Origin of the sequence: Pseudomonas syringae (assembly GCF_000737245.1) — a bacterium.
Lineage (GTDB): Bacteria > Pseudomonadota > Gammaproteobacteria > Pseudomonadales > Pseudomonadaceae > Aquipseudomonas > Aquipseudomonas syringae_J.
Map to the genome: position 1 here is coordinate 14,252 of NZ_JPQU01000050.1, position 18,527 is coordinate 32,778.

Genomic DNA, 18,527 nt, shown 5'->3' on the forward strand with positions numbered 1-18,527 from the left:
GTTTCTCCAATAGCATTCGAAATGGGGCTGTACGTCGGTCTGTCGTTTCAGTCTTTTTCTTGTTTCCGCGTCGGCCGCTGCGCGTCTCTCTTAAATCTGAAAAAGGGCGCAGCGACTGACTAATCCGTTATTAGCGCGTAGCGACCGGTGGCTTTACCCACACTGGCGACAGGCTGCTGCCGCTACCGGTGATGTACAGCACGGCCGCTTCGCCGCGTTCCAGGGCGACCGGTTTCAGGTCGCTGACTTTCTTGTCGCCGTCGTACAACGCCAGGCTGACTTTGACTGGATTGATTTCACGCTCGCCGGTGCCTTTGGCAGCAACGGCCTTGACGACATCGGTCTTGCCGTCAGCGGTTTTCAGGGTCAGGGCCTTGTCGCTGAGGTTCTGCACACGCACCAGAGACTTCTGCTTGTTCTTGAACGGCGGTTCTTCAACCAGTTGCGGCTTGCCGGTAGCGTTGTTGACCAGGGTGTAATAGTGATCGCCGGCCAGTTTCACCGGGACGGTCTGGCTGCCGAGCTTGGCGCTGTAGTCGCCCTGGGGCATGAAGCTGAACGCGGTGCTGGCTTGCGGTGCGACTTCGTTGAGGTTGGTGTTGCCAACGCTGGCGCTGATTTCCGCGCTGCTGGCGTTGTAGACACGTACGAAGGTCGAGCCTTTCGGGGCGGTCGGGCCGTACAGTGCCGAATCACCGGCGAAGGCTTGCAGGGAGAACAGGCTGATGCCGGCTACGAGAGCGCAGGTTTTCAGCAGGCCTTTTTTGCCGTTACGGGTTTGTGGCAGCAATTTCGAAGTTGTCTGTAAGGTCATTTGGGTAGTCCTCTCAGTTTTGCGCCTGGGTAGGCGACTCGGAAGATTTGGCGTTAAGTGCCAGGTTTTGTTGCGATTCGCCGGCCTTTTTGAGTTCGGCAATCCACTTCGGATCGAACTCGCCAAGGTCGTTGTGTGCGGGCAGATAGCGTTCCGGGAATTCCCAGATCAGCACCTGAGGCGGGCTGCTCTTGAACGCATCGGTCTGCAGGTACTTGAGCATTGGCAGGATTGGGCCGTGGCCGTCTTCTGCGTAATTCACGACGTCGCTGTGCAGTGCCTGTTTAAGGGCGCCGACGAAGTTCCAGTTCGGGTTGGCGCTGTAGCTGGTGCCCACCAGGCCGACCGCGACACTGTTGTCGGCGAACAGGGCGTCATCGCCTTGAGCGTCGGCAGCAACCGGGTCGGTGCTGCGTTGTTGCAATTGATCAGGCTGTGGCAGCAAGTTGCTGAACAGCGGGTCCAGTGGCAGGAAGTTGGTCAGATCGCCTTTGTAGGGCGCTGTTTCCTTGGCCTGGGTGACGAACTTTTCAGGTTCGCCGCTCAATGGCGTTTGCTGGGCAACCACTGCGCCCAGCTGCTGCGCGACAACTTCGGCACCCATTGGCGTCCAGTGCGTATCGGTACGCAGGAACACCTGGCCGTGTTGCTTGGCGCCTTGCAGCGGTGCCAGCAGATCCGGAGCTACCAGGCCAGCCTGAGCGGCCTGAGCGTGGAATTGCTGATACAGATCGGTATGCAGCGACGCAGGCTTGGCATCGCCGATGTGCTCTGGATACAGGCGAGTCTTGGCCGGGATGATCGCCAGTACCAATTGCGTGCCCTGGGCTTTCAGCGCGTCACGCACGCCCTGGATGATTGCCAGGTTGTCCGCTTCGTTCTGTTCGCCGTTGGCTACCGCGTCAAACTCTTCATCGGTGTACAGCCACTGGTCCTTGCCCAGCACAACGCCGGGACGACCTTCGTTGAACAGTTTGTAGTCCAGCGCCGCCCAGAGGTTGGTACCCAGACGCTTGATGGGAAACTCTTCGTCGTAATGAGTTTCCGCCGCCTTGGTCCATTTGCCGTTGAGCACGGTGGTTTCGGCCGATGTCGAGAAGCTGCCGAAACTGCGCAGCGACCAGGCACCCAGACCCAACAGGATGGCCAGGAACAGGGCGATATAGAGGATGCGTAATGATCGCGTCATGACAGGCCCCTCAGAACTGGAAGTAAAGGAACGGCGAGAAGCTTTGCGCCGAGAGTTTAAGAATCGAAGCAATGAACAGCAGCAGTATCAGTGCGCGCATTGCATAGCGTGGCCAGTCGGCAACCCAGTAAGCCGGTTGCACTTGAGCATCGGTGCCTACGATGTAGCCCGGCTGATGAATGCTTTCTGGCTTGTCGCCCGGTACCGCTTTGATCATGCCTGGCTGCGCAGTGGCAGGGCCGTCGGCCTGAACGCCCAGATCCGGAGTGTTCTTGCTGACTGCTTTTTCCGCAGGACGATTGGCGTAGAAATCACGCAGCCCGAAAAACGCCAGTGTTGCGTAGGCCACCACCAGGGTCGCCACTTGCAGACCGGTGAGGCTGGCCTGATTGAGCTCCGACAGGTTCCAGTCACCAAAGCTGAACATCGCGCCATACATACGGCCGGCAACGTGCAGGTTTTCGGAGCGGAAGATGACCCAGCCTATGACCACCAAAAGGAAGGTCAGTGCCCAGCGAATCACGTTGAAACTGCGCGGCGTGGTGTTGATGCCGACCGCTTTCTCGATGGCCAGCCAGATACCGTGCCATGCGCCCCAGATCACGTAAGTGATGTTTGCGCCGTGCCACAGACCGCCCAGCAACATGGTCAGGAACAGGTTGCGATAAGTTGCGAACTTGCCGCCGCGATTGCCGCCCAGGGTGATGTACAGATAGTCACGCAGCCAGGTGGAGAGGCTGATGTGCCAGCGACGCCAGAACTCGGTGATCGACTGGCTGATGTACGGCTGTTTGAAGTTTTCCATGAAGCGGAAACCCATCATCAAGCCCAGGCCGATGGCCATGTCGCTGTAACCGGAGAAGTCGAAATACAGCTGCGCGGTGTAGGCCAGAGCGCCAAGCCAGGCATCGCCCGTGGTCGGGTTTTGCAAGGCGAAGCAGTGGTCGGCGACAACCGCGAGGGTATCGGCGATGAACACCTTCTTGATGAAACCCTGCATGAACCGCGTGCAGCCCTCGGAGAATTTGTCGAGGGTGTGAGTACGATTGTTGAACTGGTCAGCCAGGTCGCGAAAACGCAGCACGGGGCCAGCGATCAAGTGCGGGAAGATCGCCACGAACGCTGCGAAGTCGATCAGGTTGCGCGTGGCCGGTGTGTCACCGCGATAGACGTCGATGATGTAGCTGATGGACTCGAACACATAGAACGAGATACCGATCGGCAACAGCACGTGGGTCAGGATGAACGGCTCCAGACCGACGGAGGTCATCATCGCGTTGATGCTGTCCACGCCGAAGTTGGCGTACTTGAAGTAGCCCAGGATCCCCAGGTCGACGACCACGCCCAACAACAGCCAGCGCTGCGCGGGTTTGGTACGCACGCCTGCTGCGCCCACTTTCAGGCCGATCCAGTAGTTCCATACGGTGACGCCAATGAACAGCGCGAGGAAGTCCACACGCCACCAGGCATAGAACACGTAACTGGCAACCAGCAGCAGCAGATTGCGATAACGTTGCCCGCTCAGGTAGTACAAGCCGAGAAAGATCGGCAAGAACAGGAACAGGAACACGTTGGATGAGAAAACCATCCTGATATCTCCGTTGATCCAACAGTCAAAGGCCGAAGCCCCCCCAAACCCCCCATAGAAAATATGGGGGTTAAAACGTATTTCTATTGCCTCACCCGGTAGGAGCGCGCTTGCCCGCGATAGCGTCAGGTCAGTCGACTCGTTCGGTGTCTGTCACGCCGCCATCGCGGGCAAGCGCGCTCCTACAGGGGTGGTATTTTACTTACGACCCTTTGTCACCCTTCTCATGACTCGGGTCGAAGACCTTGGTCAGGTCACCGCCGAGGCGGAAAGTTTTGAAGGGCTGCATTTCATGCTTGTGCTCGAGAACTTCCGGCTTGCAGGTGTAGAGCGAGCAGTAGGGTTCGAGCCAGGCAAATTTGCTGTCGATTTTCAGGTCGGTCATGTCCTGTTTGTCGCCATTGCGTTTGGCAAAAGCACTCGGGTCCTTGACGCCATCCAGTACCCGCTCGCCTAGACGTTGCAAGGCGCCGTTGTTTTCCGGACGCAGATCCACACCGTTGACCTGGGCGAAACTGGCGATCATTGCCAGCGGCGGCAGGGCATAGTTGTGATAGGCGAGGGCGCGTTGATTACGCTTGAGCTCGTTGGGCAGATAGCCGTCCTGATCGATCTGATTGGCACCGATCTTGAACTCTTTGACTGCCCAGTCGAACAGATCCCGGCGGTCAGTTGCGACAGCAGTTGCCATCACTGCCCAGGCGGACCAGTACGAATGGTTGTTGATTTTTTCCAGCGGCAGATTGCTCCAGTCGCTGACTACCTGATCGCCAAGCTTGCTGAACCAGGTCTCTATGATCTTCGCTTCTTCCTGGCGGTTAGCCAGTGGCTTGGAATCGGAGAACTTGAGGCGCAGGTAAGCAGAGGACATGCTGCCCAGTGCCCATTTGCGCATGGACTTGCCGGTGTGGTTGAAGTCCGTGGACTCCAGTGCGTCAGCCTTGGCCCAAGTGGTGAGCATGTTCAGCGCGCAATCCAGTTGTTCCGGACGGCCATCGCGCATGTACTGCATGACGACTTTGCTGATACCGCGTTCCAGGGTGGTGATGGACTTGGTCGCATCACGGAACGCTTGTTCGGATTCTTTATTCAGGGTCGCCCGGGCTTTATCGGAACCCTCATATTTGCTGCGGAACACCAGTTTGTCGGTGTACGGCTTGGGCACCGCTGCACAGCTGAAGTTGTTTTCACCGGTCTTGAATTTCTCGATCGGAGCGTAATAACCCTTTGGCGGCACGAGATTGGCGGCGCTTGCTGCACCCGCGAACATCGCGAGCGACAGCAGGGTAGGGAGCATCAGTTTCGGAGTCTGCATAAATGGCCTCATAACCCGGCCTGCGCGGTTTGCTGCGCAGTACCTGGGAACACGTTGCGTTTGCATACTTTCGCTTCGACTTTCTGGGGTGCAGCGCCCGCTTCCGGACCCTGGATTTCCAGTGCGAGCAGCTGCTGGTCAGCCCAGTCTTCATCTGTTCGCAATTCGAAGGAGAAGCGCCCGTCTGTATCGGATGTTTCCGGTTTTTCGATTTTCAAGTCTTCGTGACGACCGTTCATGTACCAGAGTCTGGCCTGAAGGACTTTCACCGAAGGGTCGGCATAACGGATGTCAATCTGGTTGCTGCCGTTGCGGATGTTCTTGATGCCGTTCTTGCCGTTGACCAGCACTTCATTGGTGCCGGTTTTTAGAGTTGTACTGGCGCTCATGACCGCCGGTTTGCCTTCGCAGCCGTTATCCAGCAGCGACATCATCTGGCGATAGATGGTTTCCTGGTCCAGGCGGTACAGCGGCGAGAACTCCCAGATCAGGATTTTTGGTGGGCGCTTCTGGAAGTCTTCACTGCCCAGATACTGCAGCATCGAGCCTTCCAGACCGCCGCCAGGGAAGGCGACGTTGAGAATGTCAGCGCCGATGTATTCCTGCAGGAAGCCGGCGAAGTTGTAGTTCTTGCCGCTGTGGCTGGTACCGACCAGGGTGATTTCCGGGTTGCCGGTATCGCCGAACAGATCGCCGTCCGCCGCTTCACCCTTGGGTTCGGTGGTGAACTGGTCCATGTACTGGATGGCATACGTGTTGCCGCACAGTTGCGCCGCCATGTTATGCAGGGTGCCGGTTTTGCCCATGCGCCCGCTGACATGACTTTCGAATTCACGCTTGGGAATGTCAGCGTAGCCCGGCACCTTTTTCACGGTTTCAGCGACGATTTTTGCTGTGCGCTGAGCACCATACGGGGTCCAGTGCTGGTCGCCGCGGAAGTAGAAATCGTGGGCCTGTTGCTCATTGGTCAACGGCGACAGGTCAGGTACCCAGTAGCCCATTTTGTCGAAGCGACCGAGCATGGCCTTGTAGTTGTTCAGTGCTTTTTCATAGTCGAACTTGTCGCGTTCTGCCGGGAACAGTTTGTTGCGATCCACCAGACCACGGGTCGGTTGATACACCACTACCAGCTCCACGCCCTTGCTCTTGAAGGCATCGTGCAGCTGCTTCATGCGGCGATAACCTTCCGGCGACGTGTCGAATTCGGTGCGCAAATCTTCCTGGGTACGGAACAACCAGTCGCCCTGGGCCTGCACCAGCGTGGTGAAGTTCTGCTGATAGCGCGTGGTGTAGTTTTTCGCGTCATGGGCTTCAGGGCACAGTTGGCAGCAAGGTTCGGCCGTGAATGCCGGGGCCTGGACTTCGTCTGCGCGAGCGCCGCTGCTGATGGCAAGCAAGGCTGCGGTCAGGCCGGACAGGCTGAGTAACTTGATCGAGTGTGCGTGCATAAAAATTACCTTCTCAGTCCTGAAGTTCTTTCTGGCTTTCGACCGGATCGATCAACACCGCTCTCTGCTGGCGCACCAGCAGGTCGAGAATTTCGTCCTGACGTTCACCGAGAACACCGTTGAGGCTGATGCCGTTGGACTTGGTCGGTGCGAGCATGGCCACGCGGTACAGCTCGATACTCAGGGGCGAATCGATGGACAGCGGGCCGGAGTTGTTGCCGGTCAGCTCGCCGCCGACGACGATCAGGGACACTTTGGTATCGAACGGGTCCAGGGCGATGTCGCGGTCGGTATTGCTCAAGTCTTTGATGTGCCCGTAGACGCCCATCAAGCCGTTAGCCATGGCTTTGTTCTCGTACAGCTTGATATTCACGCTGTTACGTACACGGATGCCGTGGCGACGGTTGGCGATGACTTTGTTACCCCAGAGCAGGTTGTCGCCGCTTTCGTACAAAGTGATGCCGTCGGTATGGTTCTGGTAGATCTCGTTGTAGGCGACGATGTTGTTGACGCTGTTACGGTCCAGGACCAGGCCGGACAATTTGTTGTCGTGGCTTTTGTTGTTGAAGATGAAGCTGTCGTTCACCTCACGGGAAACAATGATCCCGTGCTTTTTCTTGGTCCCGTAAACGTCGTTTTCGGCAATGATCAGACCGTGGGAACGGTCATGGGGGTCGATGCCGTAAACGATGTTGTCGCGGTAGGTATTGCCCTTGACCACGAAGTCGCGGGTTTCATAGCAATAGAAGCCGTACCACATGTCCGAGAACTCGGAGCCGACAATCCAGCCAGTCGGATCAGGCTTGTTCATCAGCTTGACCATGTTCGGCGTGTATTGGGAAATACTCACGCCGTAGGACTTACTCTTGTTGTAACCCAGGCTGGCCACCTTGGTGTTGATGATGTAGGCCTGCGAACCGCCCCAGGTCAGCAGGAACGGCCGGAACTCATCAGGCTTGCGGAAGGTCGCCGGGCCGTTGTCTTTTTCACGCCAGCCACTGATCTGGGTATTGCTGGTGAACAGCTTGCCTTCGACGACGAGGAACGAGCCTTTCTCTTGGGACAGGCGCAGCTCTTTGGTCTTTTTGTCGACTTCAAGAATGCCGTCGGCCTTGACCAGAATCGGCAGGCGCGCCACGTAGACCCCTGGCGAAACTTCACTGAGGAACTGTTTCGGGACCTTTTTTGCCAGGTCCTGAAGGCTCATGTATCCACCTTCGACAACGATTGCCTGAGGGATGCCTTGCTGACGCGCCACCCACTCGGCCATCTTGTTGTCGCCGCCGATGAATTCCTTCAGGCCGACTTCTTCCATCATCCGCGTAATGCGGACTTTGCCGGGTTTGCTGCGCACGATTTTCTTCGCGGCGGCAGCCTCGGTGTAACCGGAGATATCCGGCAGCCGCGGCTTTTCCATGTGCAGCGTGGCGGCATCAGGGCTGGTGATGGTGTAGTTTTTCGCTTGCTGCAGCTCTTTGACCACAGACGCTTTTTCGGCTGCAGTCGGCTCCACCGCAACGGTGTTGGCCATGGCGGAGCTGGCGAGCAACAGCGCACTGCTCAGCACTGCGCTTTCGAGCAATGCATGTGGCCATGCGCGGCTGCGCAGACGGCTTGCTTGACTGTTCATCTCATCGCACTCCTTTCGCGTTTGCATCAGAAGCGCCAGATGACGTCAACGACGGCGCGGTGCATGTAGCTGTCTACCTGGCTGCCATAGGCATCGCCCGGTTTGAAGACACCGGCACGCAGACGAACCAGGGCCGATGGGTCATCCATCGATTGGCTGAGGGCAGCCGGCAACAGGCCGCTTTTGAAGTACTTGGTGACCACCAGGTCCATTTCCTGACCCAGATCTTTATCGCCATCAGTGGTCAGCGGCAGGGAAGAGAGAACCCCGCTGTCTTCCGCGCCCACAGCGTTGATGCCCGACGTACCGATGCGCGCATTGCCATCCACGCGACGGAAGTTGTGGTAGATCAACGAGGCGTCGTATTCATCACGCAACTGCCAGGAAGCGAACAGTGAGCCGCTTTCCACGTTGGCCATTTCGCCCTGGAACGCTTCGCCGAAACGGTGTACGCGGGAGCGGGTACCGGTCCAGTTCGAGCGGTTCGATTCCAGACCGTTCTGTTCGTATTCCTTGCTGGCGCGCGAGTAAGCGGCGCCGACTTGCCATTGCGGATCAACGCGCAGACGCAGACCCAGGTCAGTGGCCCAGCCATTGACGTTGTTATTGGTCTTGTCGCCGGCCTGATAAGTACCGTCAGGCTGAGCGATGGCAGCGATCTGACTACGATCACCGGAGAGCCAGGTCAGGCTGCCCCAGTAATTGATAGGGTTGGTGTTGCGATGGTTGTAAGCATCGCTGTTGGCTTGCAGGCCCAGCCAGGTGAGGTCGCCGTTGGAGGTCTTGTCCAGATCGTCGAGGTTTCTGCCCGGCTTTTTCAGGTTGCCGTCGTCCTGGCTGTGGTGTGCACGCACACCGGCCCATTGACCCGGCATCCACTGGTAGCTGACGTCACCGAAGATGTGTTTACGGTCTTCGTCTTGCGGGGACAGTTCGGTCAGGTCCGTGCGGTATTCGCTGAAGCGCTGGGCAGCACCCACGTCTGCACGCAGCAGGGTGGTGTCGAAGACCCAGTTGACGGCTTCAATGTTGGTGTCATGCCATTGACCGTCGTCATTTCGCAGACGCTGACGGCCGACTTTGAGCATCTCGCCAGGGTAAGGCGTGAAACCGCTGTAGCCGATCCAGAATTCACGCAGGGCCAGGTAGTTCTTGTCGACTTCGCGCTCGCTGGCATTGCCGCGAGCCTGGGTGCTTTCCTGAGTGATGGAGTCGGTCTGCTCAAGGGGGTCAGTCTGAATCGTGTCAGTGGCGGTGACCACTTGACCCATTGCGTAGCCACTCCAGGCGCCACGTTCGCCGTACACCCAAGGGCGCAGGTCCAGACCGATACCATTCACATCGCCACCAGAGCGGGTGCCCAGGTCGCGGTCGTCTTCGGCCTGGCCGGTGATTTTCACTTCGAGACCGAAATTCTTGTCTTCGGTCATGGCTGCCAATGTCGGGGTCGCCCACAGCAGGGTAAAGCCAAGACCCAGGCCAGCGGCCATCAGGGAATTCAACTTCATAGTGGTTTTTCCTCGCCGTCTTCTTCTTTCAGGGCTTGCATGGCCAGCGCGTTCTGGCTGGTTGCGCCCCGGACGTTTTGCTCTTGTTGCAACAGCCGTTGGGCGGTGGCGAGCTTTTCTGGCGGTAGTGCTGCGCTGACTTGCTGCGCGAGTTCGACGGCAGCCGGGGTTGGCTCGGGTTTTTGCACAGCCAGTTGGCTGAACACCCAGGCGTTGACCGGGTTGGGCATCGTGCCCTTGCCTTGAGAAAACAGTTGAGCAATGGCGAAGTCGGCGCTGTTCTGGCCGCCACGTGCAGCCGTCAGCAATTCATCCAGTGCTTTTTGTGAATAGACCTGGCCGAGGTAACCACGGCGATAGATCTGACCGAGGTAGTAGTGCGCGGAGATTTCGCTGCCAGCGGCCTTTTTCAGGTGTTCCTCAGCTTTGTGCGAATCAGCCGGGACCCATTTGCCTTCGTAGTAAAGGCGACCCAGCAGCAGCTCGGCGCGCGGCTGATCCGCGGCACGACCGTTGTTCAGGTACTCCATCATCTTGTCGACGTCGCCCAGATCAGGGAAGTCGTAAAGCAGTTTGGCCAACGTCACCCAGGAAACCGGATAGCCCGGAGCGACCTGCTCCAGCAATTGCTGGGCGGTCTTTTCGTCCGGGGTGCCGATGCTGGTATCACCCAACACTCGAGCCACGCTATCGACCCGCTGCGCATCGACACGGCCGATGGCGTAAGCGCTGCGCAGTTGCTCGATGAGCGCTGTGCGTTGTTCGGTCTGATTACGTTTCTGATACACCGTGGTCAGCTCGACGTAGCAGATATCGACGCTGTTCAGTGCGGCTTTGCAGATGCTTTCTACGTCATCCAGGTGCTGGTCGTAAGTGCCCTGAGTGCGATACAGCAGCACTTGGGCCAGACCGGCTTCCGGGTAACCTTCGGCGCGCCACTGGTTGATCTTCTGCTGCGCATTCACGTTGGGAAACGAGTGCGGATATTGCAGATAGAGCATGGCCAACGGCGTCAGGGAAGAAGTATCGCCACTGGCGAAGGCTTTCTTCAGCAGGTCTTCGGCTTCATGGTGCTCGGCCTCGGTCGCACCCGGCTTGGCCGCCAGCAGGCGACCCAGACGTGCCTGGGCGCGTGGCGAGGTTTCAGCCGCCGCACGGTAAGTTGCTTCGGCTTCCTTGATCTTCTGTGGGTCGCCGCTTTGTACGCCAATATCTGCCAGACCAACCTGTGCATCGCTGTAGCCCAGGTCCGCCAGTTGCCGATAATTCTGCTCAGCCAGTGCGGTGTCACCGTTTTTCAGGGCTTCATTGGCCAGGCGTTGATCGGGCAGACCGGCGCAACCGGTCAGTGCGATGGCAACGGCCAGGCTCAATAGCGTGGGGCTCGACAAGCTTCGTAGTGGGCTACCCATGTTAGAGACCCGCAGCCATGGCTTTGTCGATCAGCCAGTTCATCGACGGACCACGGTCGCTGGTCACGTCAACAGGGCGGCCAGCCAGGGAGGCATCGAGGACTTCGTCAGGCTTGATCTGCACACGGATGTCGGTGGCCAGATCGGCGTCGTTCAGGTTAGTGCTGCTGACGATCTTGCCGGTACGTACGGTGTCGTCGCCTGCAACCGTGAAGTTGACGCTGGTGCCTGGCTTGATGTCGTTGAACTGGCGATAGGTGAAGCGCGCTTCAACATTGGCGGCGGTATTGCGCGGCACCAACTGGAAGATCACCTGGCCTTTGGCGGCGAACTGACCGTCAGCGACCAATTGCTTGGCGATCACGCAGTCGCATGGGCTGGTCAGGGTACCGGCCATTTGCTTGCCGTACAGCTCTTCGATTTTCGCAGGCTGCAGGTCGTCGCCGTTCAGGCTGCCTTTGAGCATTTCCAGCATGCTGGTGTTGAACGAGGCCATCGGTGCGCCTTTGGCGACCGGCGTGTTGACCGCGACCAGACTTTGCACAGTGCCTTCACGAGGCATGGTCACGTCCATGGCGGGCAGCGACACCAGACCGGCCGAGGCGTGGCTGACGAAGTACAGGCTGTAGACGGTCTTGAAGATAAAGCCGAATGCCGCCAGGCCGACAATGAAGATGCCGAGGCTGAAGGTCACGGCGCGCAGACGACCCATGGCGCTCATGCCGCTGCCGTCGCCTTTGACCTTGCGCGCTTTGGTGAAGTTGTCGCGCTGCAGCGTGGCGAGCACTTCACCCATGCTGACGATATCGCCGCTCAAGTGCGAAGTGATCAGGTGGCGCAGGGTGGCGATGTCCTGGGCTTCCAGATTCTGGAACTGGCAGCCGACGCGACCGGTGGAAGCGTCCAGGCTGCGGACCTGCAATTCCACGTCCATGGCCAGGCCAAGGTTGTCGATCAGAAATTGCAGACGAGCCTGAATGACTTCACCCACTGCCGGACGTTGCTGGGCAGGAGCGATATAGCTCAGGCCGCCCGCAGACAAGTCTTCGATACGCACCAGCGGCGCGTTGGGGGCACCGTTGAGCAGGCGCAGCTTGGCCGGGATTTTGACCCGCGCATGTTGGCGCTGGGCTTCGGATTCATGCACAACATTTGTATTCACGGCTGTATTCATGGCTAATTTTCCTACTTAAGCGATTAATCCGTTTGTCCGGTCAAACCATCGTCAACAGCACGGCGACGAAGATGGTGCCAGCCGAGAAAGTCATGGTTCGAGACGACCAGGTGTTGAACCAGCCTTGAAAACTGGCCATGTCACGGCTGAGTTTGGTGTCCTGGCGCGTCCACGACTGGCGGTCCAGGCGAAAGAACACGTAGATCTTCATCAGGGCGCCAACGATCTGGTTGTAATAAAGAATGATCGGGTAGGCAGGCCCGATTCTGTGACCCGAGCAGGACAACAGCAGGGTCAGGATCAGGCGGGTGATGCCGATCCACAGCAAGTACATCAGGATGAACATGCCGCCGTATTTGAAGCTGGCGATGATTGCGACGGTCAGGCCCAGGATCGACGTCCACATGGACACTCGCTGGTCGAACAGCACCACGCTGGTGAACAGACCCAGACGACGCACACCTAGACCCAGAGCCCGTGAGTTCTGGCGCAGGTTGTTGCCGTACCAGCGATACATCAGTTTGCGGCTGGCCTTTAAGAAGCTTTTTTCTGGCGGATGTTCAACGGTGTGAATCGCCGCGTCCGGCACGTAGAACGTGTCGTAGCCAAGGCGCATCAAGCTGAACCAGCTCGATTTGTCATCACCGGTCAGGAATCGGAAGGTGCCCAGACGCCAGTGGTGCAGGGAATCGCTCTCAACGTCGCGGATGAATTCCGGGTCGGTCACGACGGTGGCACGGAACACCGACATCCGACCGGTCATGGTCAGTACGCGTTTGGACAACGCCATCGAGCACATGTTGATGTGGCGTTGGGCGAAGCGCAGTTTGTGCCACTCGCTCATGATGTAGCCGCCGCGGACTTCGCAGAACTCGTTGGTGGTCAGGCCGCCGACATTGCCGAACAGCTGAAACCACGGCACGGTCTTGCGCACGACGCCTTCAGCCAGCACGGTATCGCCGTCGATTACGGCTACTACGGCGCGGTCGTCCGGCATGTGCCGGGAAATCGCGCGGAAACCAAAGGCCAGGCCGTCACGCTTACCGGTACCGGCGATGCGCACGAAGTCCAGTTTGACGTGCTCAGGCGGATTCGCCTTTTCCCACATAGCCTTGACCAGCAGCTCGTCAGACATTTCCACCAGAGAGCAGACCACGGTGGTCGGGAAGCCGCATTCAATGGCCTCACGAATTACCGAGCTGTACACCTGCGCGGTGGTCAGCGCGTCGATACGAAAGCTGGTGACCATCAGGAACACGTGAGACGGGTCCGCCGAATCGCCCAGCTTGCGTACTTTGCGACGCAAGTGCGGGTAAACGATGTAGAGAAAAATCATCCCGCGCACAAAGTGCGTAATACCCATCGAATAGCGCCAGATACCCACGGCGCCAATCAGGAAAATAAAGTTCTTGGACTGTGAGTCGAAGATACTTGTGGGCAGCGCCGCAGCGAGTGCCCCTAATAAACTCAAATAAAACAGCCAACCTGCGGCCTGTAAAAGGCCATGCTTTAGCCTGTGCATAGTCTGTATCCGCATAGTTTGAAACGTGACCTGTTGGAGCGAGGCTTGCCCGCGAACAAAAGTTCTGCGGAGTCTCTGACTGACCGCGTTGCTTTCATCGCGGGCAAGCGCGCTCCTACAGCTTGCGGCTGCTTACCAGCAAATACCTTCGGCACGCTCGTTTTCGCTGGTCGTGGTGGTCATGAAGCCCACCAGATCGACCACGTGCTTGCCCGCAGGTGCCTTGTCGGCCAGGGCGCGGAAGCGCTCGTCGCGGTTACCGAGGATGATCACGTCGGAGTCGTTGATCACTTTGTCGAAGTCCGAGTTGAGCAGGGACGACACGTGAGGGATCTTCGATTCGATGTATTCCTTGTTGGAACCATGAACGCGAGCGTATTCAACGTTGCTGTCAAAGATGCTCAGCTCGAAGCCTTTACCGATCAGCATTTCGGCCAGCTCTACCAGCGGGCTTTCGCGCAGATCGTCGGTGCCAGCCTTGAAGCTCAGGCCCAGCAGGGCGACTTTGCGAGTGTCGTGGGCAGCCACGATGTCGAAAGCGTTCTGTACCTGGGATACGTTGCTGCGCATCAGCGAGTTGAGCAGAGGCGCTTCAACATCCAGGCTGCCAGCACGGTAGGTGAGGGCACGGACGTCTTTAGGCAGGCAAGAGCCGCCGAAAGCGAAGCCTGGGCGCATGTAGTACTGCGACAGGTTCAGTTGCTTGTCCTGGCAAACCACTTCCATCACTTCACGACCGTCAACGCCGCACGCCTTGGCAATGTTGCCGATCTCATTGGCGAAGGTGACCTTCGTGGCGTGCCACACGTTGCAGGTGTACTTGATCATTTCGGCTACAGCGATGTCCTTGCGGATGATCGGTGCGTCGAGCTCTTCGTACAGCGCTTGCAGAACGTCGCCGGAAGCCTTGTCGAATTCACCGATAACGGTCATCGGCGGATGATCGTAGTCTTTGATCGCGGTGCTTTCACGCAGGAACTCAGGGTTCACTGCAACGCCGAAATCAACACCGGCTTTCTTGCCGGAGCAGTCTTCGAGGATCGGGATCACTACGTTGGCAACCGTGCCCGGCAGAACTGTGCTGCGGACCACGATGGTGTGGCGAGAGGCTTTGTCACGCAGGACAAAACCGATTTCGCGGCACACCGCTTCGATGTAGTCGAGTTCCAGGTCACCGTTTTTCTTGCTTGGCGTACCGACGCAGATCATCGATACATCAGTGGCACGAATCGCTTCGGAAAAATCGGTAGTGCCGCGCAGTTTGCCAGTGCGAATACCACGGTCCAGAAGCTCTCCGAGACCCGGTTCAACGATTGGCGATTTGCCGCTATTGATAAGGTCAATCTTGGCGCTAGAGATATCCACACCAACAACATCATGACCCCGCGCAGAAAGGCAACCGGCACATACTGCACCGACATAACCCAAACCAAAGATGCTGATACGCATCGTATTCTCCTCGTTTTCACGCCATAAGTTGGCTGGATATTAAATTTTAAACAGCAGTTATCGCGCACCAGAAAGTGTGACTTATAAAAGTCTCATAACTAGTACAGGCATATTTGAAAGGTGAGTGCCGAATGACTAAGGCAAACTCAAATACTGCTAGGTATTGAACGGCAAGTGACCTGTTCAGGTTGAGCTACAGGGCCTTGCTCTGGGATGTGGTAAACCACTCCTCGTGGGTGCTGCGCCGGCTTCGTGGCTGGCAGGCCCGGGGCAAAGCCTCGGCTGTCTTCATGAACCCTTTGTCTGTGCACCTGAACAGCGCTTTGCCAAACTAGTGAAGTTGTAATGGTGCATTTGTCTCCTGATACCTACCGCCTATGACCCTAAGGTCAAATCATGTGGGGCGGCAACTTCCAGTTCTTCTGCGCCGCTTGTAAGTGATCTCTCACAAGGTGGGCGAGAATTGTTACGGGATGTAGGAGCGTCTGATTTCCAGATAAGTTCCTGGCCGCTCGTCCTCTTTTCGAGAATTTGGATTTTCCTCGGCCTTATTTCAGTGATTGCACATTGATAGCAATTCTTGTTTGGGCCTTAGTTCATGGGTGCTTCAGGGAGTTGAATGTAAAAGTGCCACTACTGCAAAAAAGCTAAAGGCTAGTACACAAAAAAGTTGTTAATTTTTTGAGAATTCCAACTTCAAAATTTAGATGCCTATATATTGGCGTCAAGCTACTGTCATTTTGCATTTTGCAAGACGGGGCGGGCGGGGGGCTGCGGCGCATCGAGAAGAGTCGATGCGCCACTATTGAACGCTTTACTGTTCAGTCGAGTCGCGCAAAAAGACCAGTTTGGTGGCGGTGGACTGCTCGCTGCTGTAGCGGTAGCCGTTCACGTCGAACTGTTTCAGTGCATCGGGTGTATTGATCTGCTCTGAAATTACAAACCGGCTCATCATGCCGCGGGCCTTCTTGGCGTAGAAGCTGATGATCTTGTACTGGCCGTTCTTCTGATCCTTGAACTCGGTGTCGATGATGCGCGCCTTGAGTGCCGAACGCTTGACTGCCGAGAAGTACTCGTTGGAAGCCAGGTTCAACAGCAAATCATCGCCTTGTTCGGCCAGGGCTTCGTTCAACCATTCGCTGATCCGTGTGCCCCAAAAGGCGTAGAGGTCCTTGCCGCGGCTATTGGCCAGCTTCGTGCCCATTTCCAGACGATAGGGCTGCATCAGATCCAGCGGGCGCAGCAGGCCATAAAGCCCGGACAGCATGCGCAGGTGATCCTGGGCGTAGGTCAGTTCTTTTTCGCTGAGGGTTTCGGCCTGCAAACCGGTGTACACATCGCCCTTGAACGCCAGCAGCGCCTGCTTGGCGTTTTCCGGAGTGAATCCCGGATTCCAACTGCCAAAGCGTGCAGCGTTCAGGCCGGAGAGCTTGTCGGACAGGTGCATCAACTCGCCGATCTGCGCAGGCGTCAGCTCGCGCAGCTGGGTAATCAGCTCCTGGGAGTGATCCAGATACTGCGGCTGAGTGAAACGCGTGGTGCTAGGCGGGGTTTCGAAATCGAGGGTTTTCGCTGGGGAAATCACCATCAGCATGTCTTGGTCTCCTTTAATCGTCGGGGGATTCTAGGGACTGTTGCTGCGGGACTCCAGCTATGGCGGTGATAGGTGGGGTGATTTGCACTCCGTGTAGGCGCTGCCGAAGGCTGCGAACCGCGATGTATCTGATACACCCCTGTTCGCAGCCTTCGGCAGCTCCTACAAAATAGAGGTGTGCCTGAATGAATGCATGACCCGTAGGAGCGCGCTTGCCCGCGATTGGTTTTATCAGGCGCCATCTCTACCGCCAGATCCGGCGCCATCGCGGGCAAGCGCGCTCCTACAGGTTCGGTGTTTTTTCAGGCACACCTCGGTCACTGTAGGAGCGAGCTTGCTCGCGATTGGGTTGATCAGGCTAAATCTTCACCGGCTGACTCGACGCCATCGCGGGCACGGTGGAGCGCCACCCCGGTCGCTCCTACGGGTCAACGCGAGGCGTATTTGTATCACCCCCGACATCAGCCATTGCGTGCAGATCAGCTATAGTGCGGCGCTAATCGGGATTCGATGTTCAGGGTAGGGAGCTTTTGGTTTTGCGTATTTTTCTGGCAGTTTGCGCGTGTCTGTTCTGGGTCCAAGCCAATGCGGCCTTACCGCCAGTGGCAATCATTGATCGCAGTACCTGGCCTGAGCGGTTGGAAACCCCCGACTTGTTCGACGTCGCCTCCCGTGCGGAGATTCTAGGTTTTGCCCATCAATTGCTGCTGAGTGAAAACCTCGACGAAGACGGCCTCAAGCAGCGCCTGGGTTTACGCTACATCAACGTGTCTTCGTTGAACCTGGTACGCAACCGCTTGTGGACCCGCCTGCTGGAAAACTATCAGAACGCGCAAAAAAGCTGCGAGCGCGATGCATCGTTCTGTGTGCTGGTCGAAGACATGGACCAACTGCGCCAGCGCGCCACTGAATACACCATCGCCAATGACTCGTTCTACGCCAATTGGGCAGCACCCAGCGCAGCTTTTTTTGAGCGTTACCTCAACGAGCTGCTGTATCAGGCAGCGCTGTTCCCGCAGACCAGCAGTGAAATCGCTCTGTATAACTCGGACGAGCTGAGCGGTGACGCAATGGCCGATCGAACATTCCAGCTCAATTTCGAAGGCGGCCCCACCGGCGCTGATGGCGGCACTGACTGGCTGGCAGATTTCATGCGCCAGCAAAAAATGAACGCGACCTTCTTCGTGCTGGGTAAAAGCCTGCAAGAGCGGCTTGAAGCCGGGACGGCGGCTGCGCTGCAGTCGTTGTATCGGCTGCAATGCGTGGGCATTCAAGGCTGGGAGTACCGTTCCCACAGCCAGTGGCTGGACTGGAAGGACTCGGTTCAGCGCAGCGCCGGGCTGACTCAGCAATTGCTGCCCGATAACTACCTACCGCTGTTCCGCCCACCCTACGGCCACCGCCGCGCCGACAGCGGTCAATATTTCCGCGATCAGAATCTGCGTGTTTCGCTGTGGAATATTGATGCTCAGGACGCCAACGGCCGTCTGTCTTCGGAACAGATCAGTGACCGGGTCATCAGCCTGATGTTGTTGTGGCGACGGGGTACGGTGGTTTTCCACGATGCCAGCGCCAGGGTGCAATCAGCGGTGCCATTGCTACTGGCCCATACCGCGCAAAGCGAATTGATCTGGGACGATTGCCATAACATCCCTGAAAGGCCCGCAGGCTAAGGGGTTGCACGCATTTGAGTGGATGCTGAAGGCGGATTTTCAGGGGATTTCAGGCGTGGCGGACTTCCGACTGTAAACGGGTCGCGGCGGGTCGCCAAGGGCTATTCGTCAAACTGTGAAATAAACTTCAAAAATCTGTCAAAGAGCTTTTTTCTGTCATGTGTTTTGCGGTATTACCACTACAGACCGCCGAAACCTGCAACACAGGTGG

Annotated in this window: 13 protein-coding genes; 1 reads left to right on the forward strand and 12 read right to left on the reverse strand. The window is 57.4% G+C overall.

Annotated features, from left to right (window positions below):
• Nucleotides 1-130: 130 nt before the first annotated feature.
• The 12 genes from IV01_RS07855 to yaaA all read right to left on the reverse strand — a co-directional run bounded on the left by IV01_RS07855 (nucleotide 131) and on the right by yaaA (nucleotide 16,643).
• Nucleotides 131-814, reverse strand: a complete 684-nt coding sequence (locus tag IV01_RS07855) for an alginate O-acetyltransferase AlgF (RefSeq protein WP_050507802.1) — start codon at nucleotides 812-814, stop codon at nucleotides 131-133.
• A 13-nt stretch (nucleotides 815-827) separates the two neighbouring features.
• Nucleotides 828-2,003, reverse strand: coding sequence for an alginate O-acetyltransferase (locus IV01_RS07850; protein ID WP_032630078.1), 1,176 nt, complete (start codon nucleotides 2,001-2,003; stop codon nucleotides 828-830).
• Between the two features lie 10 nt (nucleotides 2,004-2,013).
• Nucleotides 2,014-3,591, reverse strand: coding sequence for an MBOAT family O-acyltransferase (locus IV01_RS07845; protein ID WP_032630079.1), 1,578 nt, complete (start codon nucleotides 3,589-3,591; stop codon nucleotides 2,014-2,016).
• 202 nt (nucleotides 3,592-3,793) lie between these two features.
• Nucleotides 3,794-4,906 carry a mannuronate-specific alginate lyase gene (locus IV01_RS07840; RefSeq protein ID WP_032630080.1) on the reverse strand — a complete coding sequence of 371 codons (1,113 nt, stop codon included), beginning with the start codon at nucleotides 4,904-4,906 and terminating at the stop codon, nucleotides 3,794-3,796.
• Nucleotides 4,907-4,914: 8 nt separating this feature from the next.
• Nucleotides 4,915-6,354, reverse strand: a complete 1,440-nt coding sequence (locus IV01_RS07835) for an alginate O-acetyltransferase AlgX-related protein (RefSeq protein WP_032630081.1) — start codon at nucleotides 6,352-6,354, stop codon at nucleotides 4,915-4,917.
• 13 nt (nucleotides 6,355-6,367) lie between these two features.
• Nucleotides 6,368-7,984, reverse strand: a complete 1,617-nt coding sequence (algG, locus tag IV01_RS07830; protein ID WP_032630082.1) for a mannuronan 5-epimerase AlgG — start codon at nucleotides 7,982-7,984, stop codon at nucleotides 6,368-6,370.
• Nucleotides 7,985-8,010: 26 nt separating this feature from the next.
• Complete coding sequence (locus IV01_RS07825; RefSeq protein WP_032630083.1) at nucleotides 8,011-9,492, reverse strand: alginate export family protein; 1,482 nt, start codon at nucleotides 9,490-9,492, stop codon at nucleotides 8,011-8,013.
• Nucleotides 9,489-10,904: an alginate biosynthesis TPR repeat lipoprotein AlgK gene (gene algK / locus IV01_RS07820; RefSeq protein WP_032630084.1), complete on the reverse strand. Its 1,416-nt coding sequence runs from the start codon at nucleotides 10,902-10,904 to the stop codon at nucleotides 9,489-9,491. The genes IV01_RS07825 and algK overlap by 4 nt, the downstream gene beginning before the upstream one ends.
• A gap of 1 nt (nucleotide 10,905) precedes the next feature.
• Nucleotides 10,906-12,078: an alginate biosynthesis protein Alg44 gene (locus IV01_RS07815; protein WP_032630085.1), complete on the reverse strand. Its 1,173-nt coding sequence runs from the start codon at nucleotides 12,076-12,078 to the stop codon at nucleotides 10,906-10,908.
• A 40-nt stretch (nucleotides 12,079-12,118) separates the two neighbouring features.
• Nucleotides 12,119-13,600 carry a mannuronan synthase gene (gene alg8 / locus IV01_RS07810; protein ID WP_032630086.1) on the reverse strand — a complete coding sequence of 494 codons (1,482 nt, stop codon included), beginning with the start codon at nucleotides 13,598-13,600 and terminating at the stop codon, nucleotides 12,119-12,121.
• Nucleotides 13,601-13,732: 132 nt separating this feature from the next.
• Nucleotides 13,733-15,049 carry a nucleotide sugar dehydrogenase gene (locus IV01_RS07805; protein ID WP_032630087.1) on the reverse strand — a complete coding sequence of 439 codons (1,317 nt, stop codon included), beginning with the start codon at nucleotides 15,047-15,049 and terminating at the stop codon, nucleotides 13,733-13,735.
• A gap of 814 nt (nucleotides 15,050-15,863) precedes the next feature.
• A complete protein-coding gene (yaaA, locus tag IV01_RS07800; protein WP_032630088.1) occupies nucleotides 15,864-16,643 on the reverse strand; it encodes a peroxide stress protein YaaA in 780 nt (259 codons plus the stop codon).
• Between the two features lie 536 nt (nucleotides 16,644-17,179).
• Here yaaA and IV01_RS0125325 point away from each other — a divergent pair.
• Nucleotides 17,180-18,316, forward strand: a complete 1,137-nt coding sequence (locus IV01_RS0125325) for a polysaccharide deacetylase family protein (protein ID WP_032630101.1) — start codon at nucleotides 17,180-17,182, stop codon at nucleotides 18,314-18,316.
• The last annotated feature ends 211 nt before the right edge of the window (nucleotides 18,317-18,527 follow it).

What these genes read in the sequence shown, in the direction of transcription:
- IV01_RS07855 (WP_050507802.1), bottom strand. Translation starts at nt 814, where the DNA reads ATGACCTTACAGACAACTTCGAAATTGCTGCCACAAACCCGTAACGGC.
- IV01_RS07850 (WP_032630078.1), bottom strand. Translation starts at nt 2,003, where the DNA reads ATGACGCGATCATTACGCATCCTCTATATCGCCCTGTTCCTGGCCATC.
- IV01_RS07845 (WP_032630079.1), bottom strand. Translation starts at nt 3,591, where the DNA reads ATGGTTTTCTCATCCAACGTGTTCCTGTTCCTGTTCTTGCCGATCTTT.
- IV01_RS07840 (WP_032630080.1), bottom strand. Translation starts at nt 4,906, where the DNA reads ATGCAGACTCCGAAACTGATGCTCCCTACCCTGCTGTCGCTCGCGATG.
- IV01_RS07835 (WP_032630081.1), bottom strand. Translation starts at nt 6,354, where the DNA reads ATGCACGCACACTCGATCAAGTTACTCAGCCTGTCCGGCCTGACCGCA.
- algG (WP_032630082.1), bottom strand. Translation starts at nt 7,984, where the DNA reads ATGAACAGTCAAGCAAGCCGTCTGCGCAGCCGCGCATGGCCACATGCA.
- IV01_RS07825 (WP_032630083.1), bottom strand. Translation starts at nt 9,492, where the DNA reads ATGAAGTTGAATTCCCTGATGGCCGCTGGCCTGGGTCTTGGCTTTACC.
- algK (WP_032630084.1), bottom strand. Translation starts at nt 10,904, where the DNA reads ATGGGTAGCCCACTACGAAGCTTGTCGAGCCCCACGCTATTGAGCCTG.
- IV01_RS07815 (WP_032630085.1), bottom strand. Translation starts at nt 12,078, where the DNA reads ATGAATACAGCCGTGAATACAAATGTTGTGCATGAATCCGAAGCCCAG.
- alg8 (WP_032630086.1), bottom strand. Translation starts at nt 13,600, where the DNA reads ATGCACAGGCTAAAGCATGGCCTTTTACAGGCCGCAGGTTGGCTGTTT.
- IV01_RS07805 (WP_032630087.1), bottom strand. Translation starts at nt 15,049, where the DNA reads ATGCGTATCAGCATCTTTGGTTTGGGTTATGTCGGTGCAGTATGTGCC.
- yaaA (WP_032630088.1), bottom strand. Translation starts at nt 16,643, where the DNA reads ATGCTGATGGTGATTTCCCCAGCGAAAACCCTCGATTTCGAAACCCCG.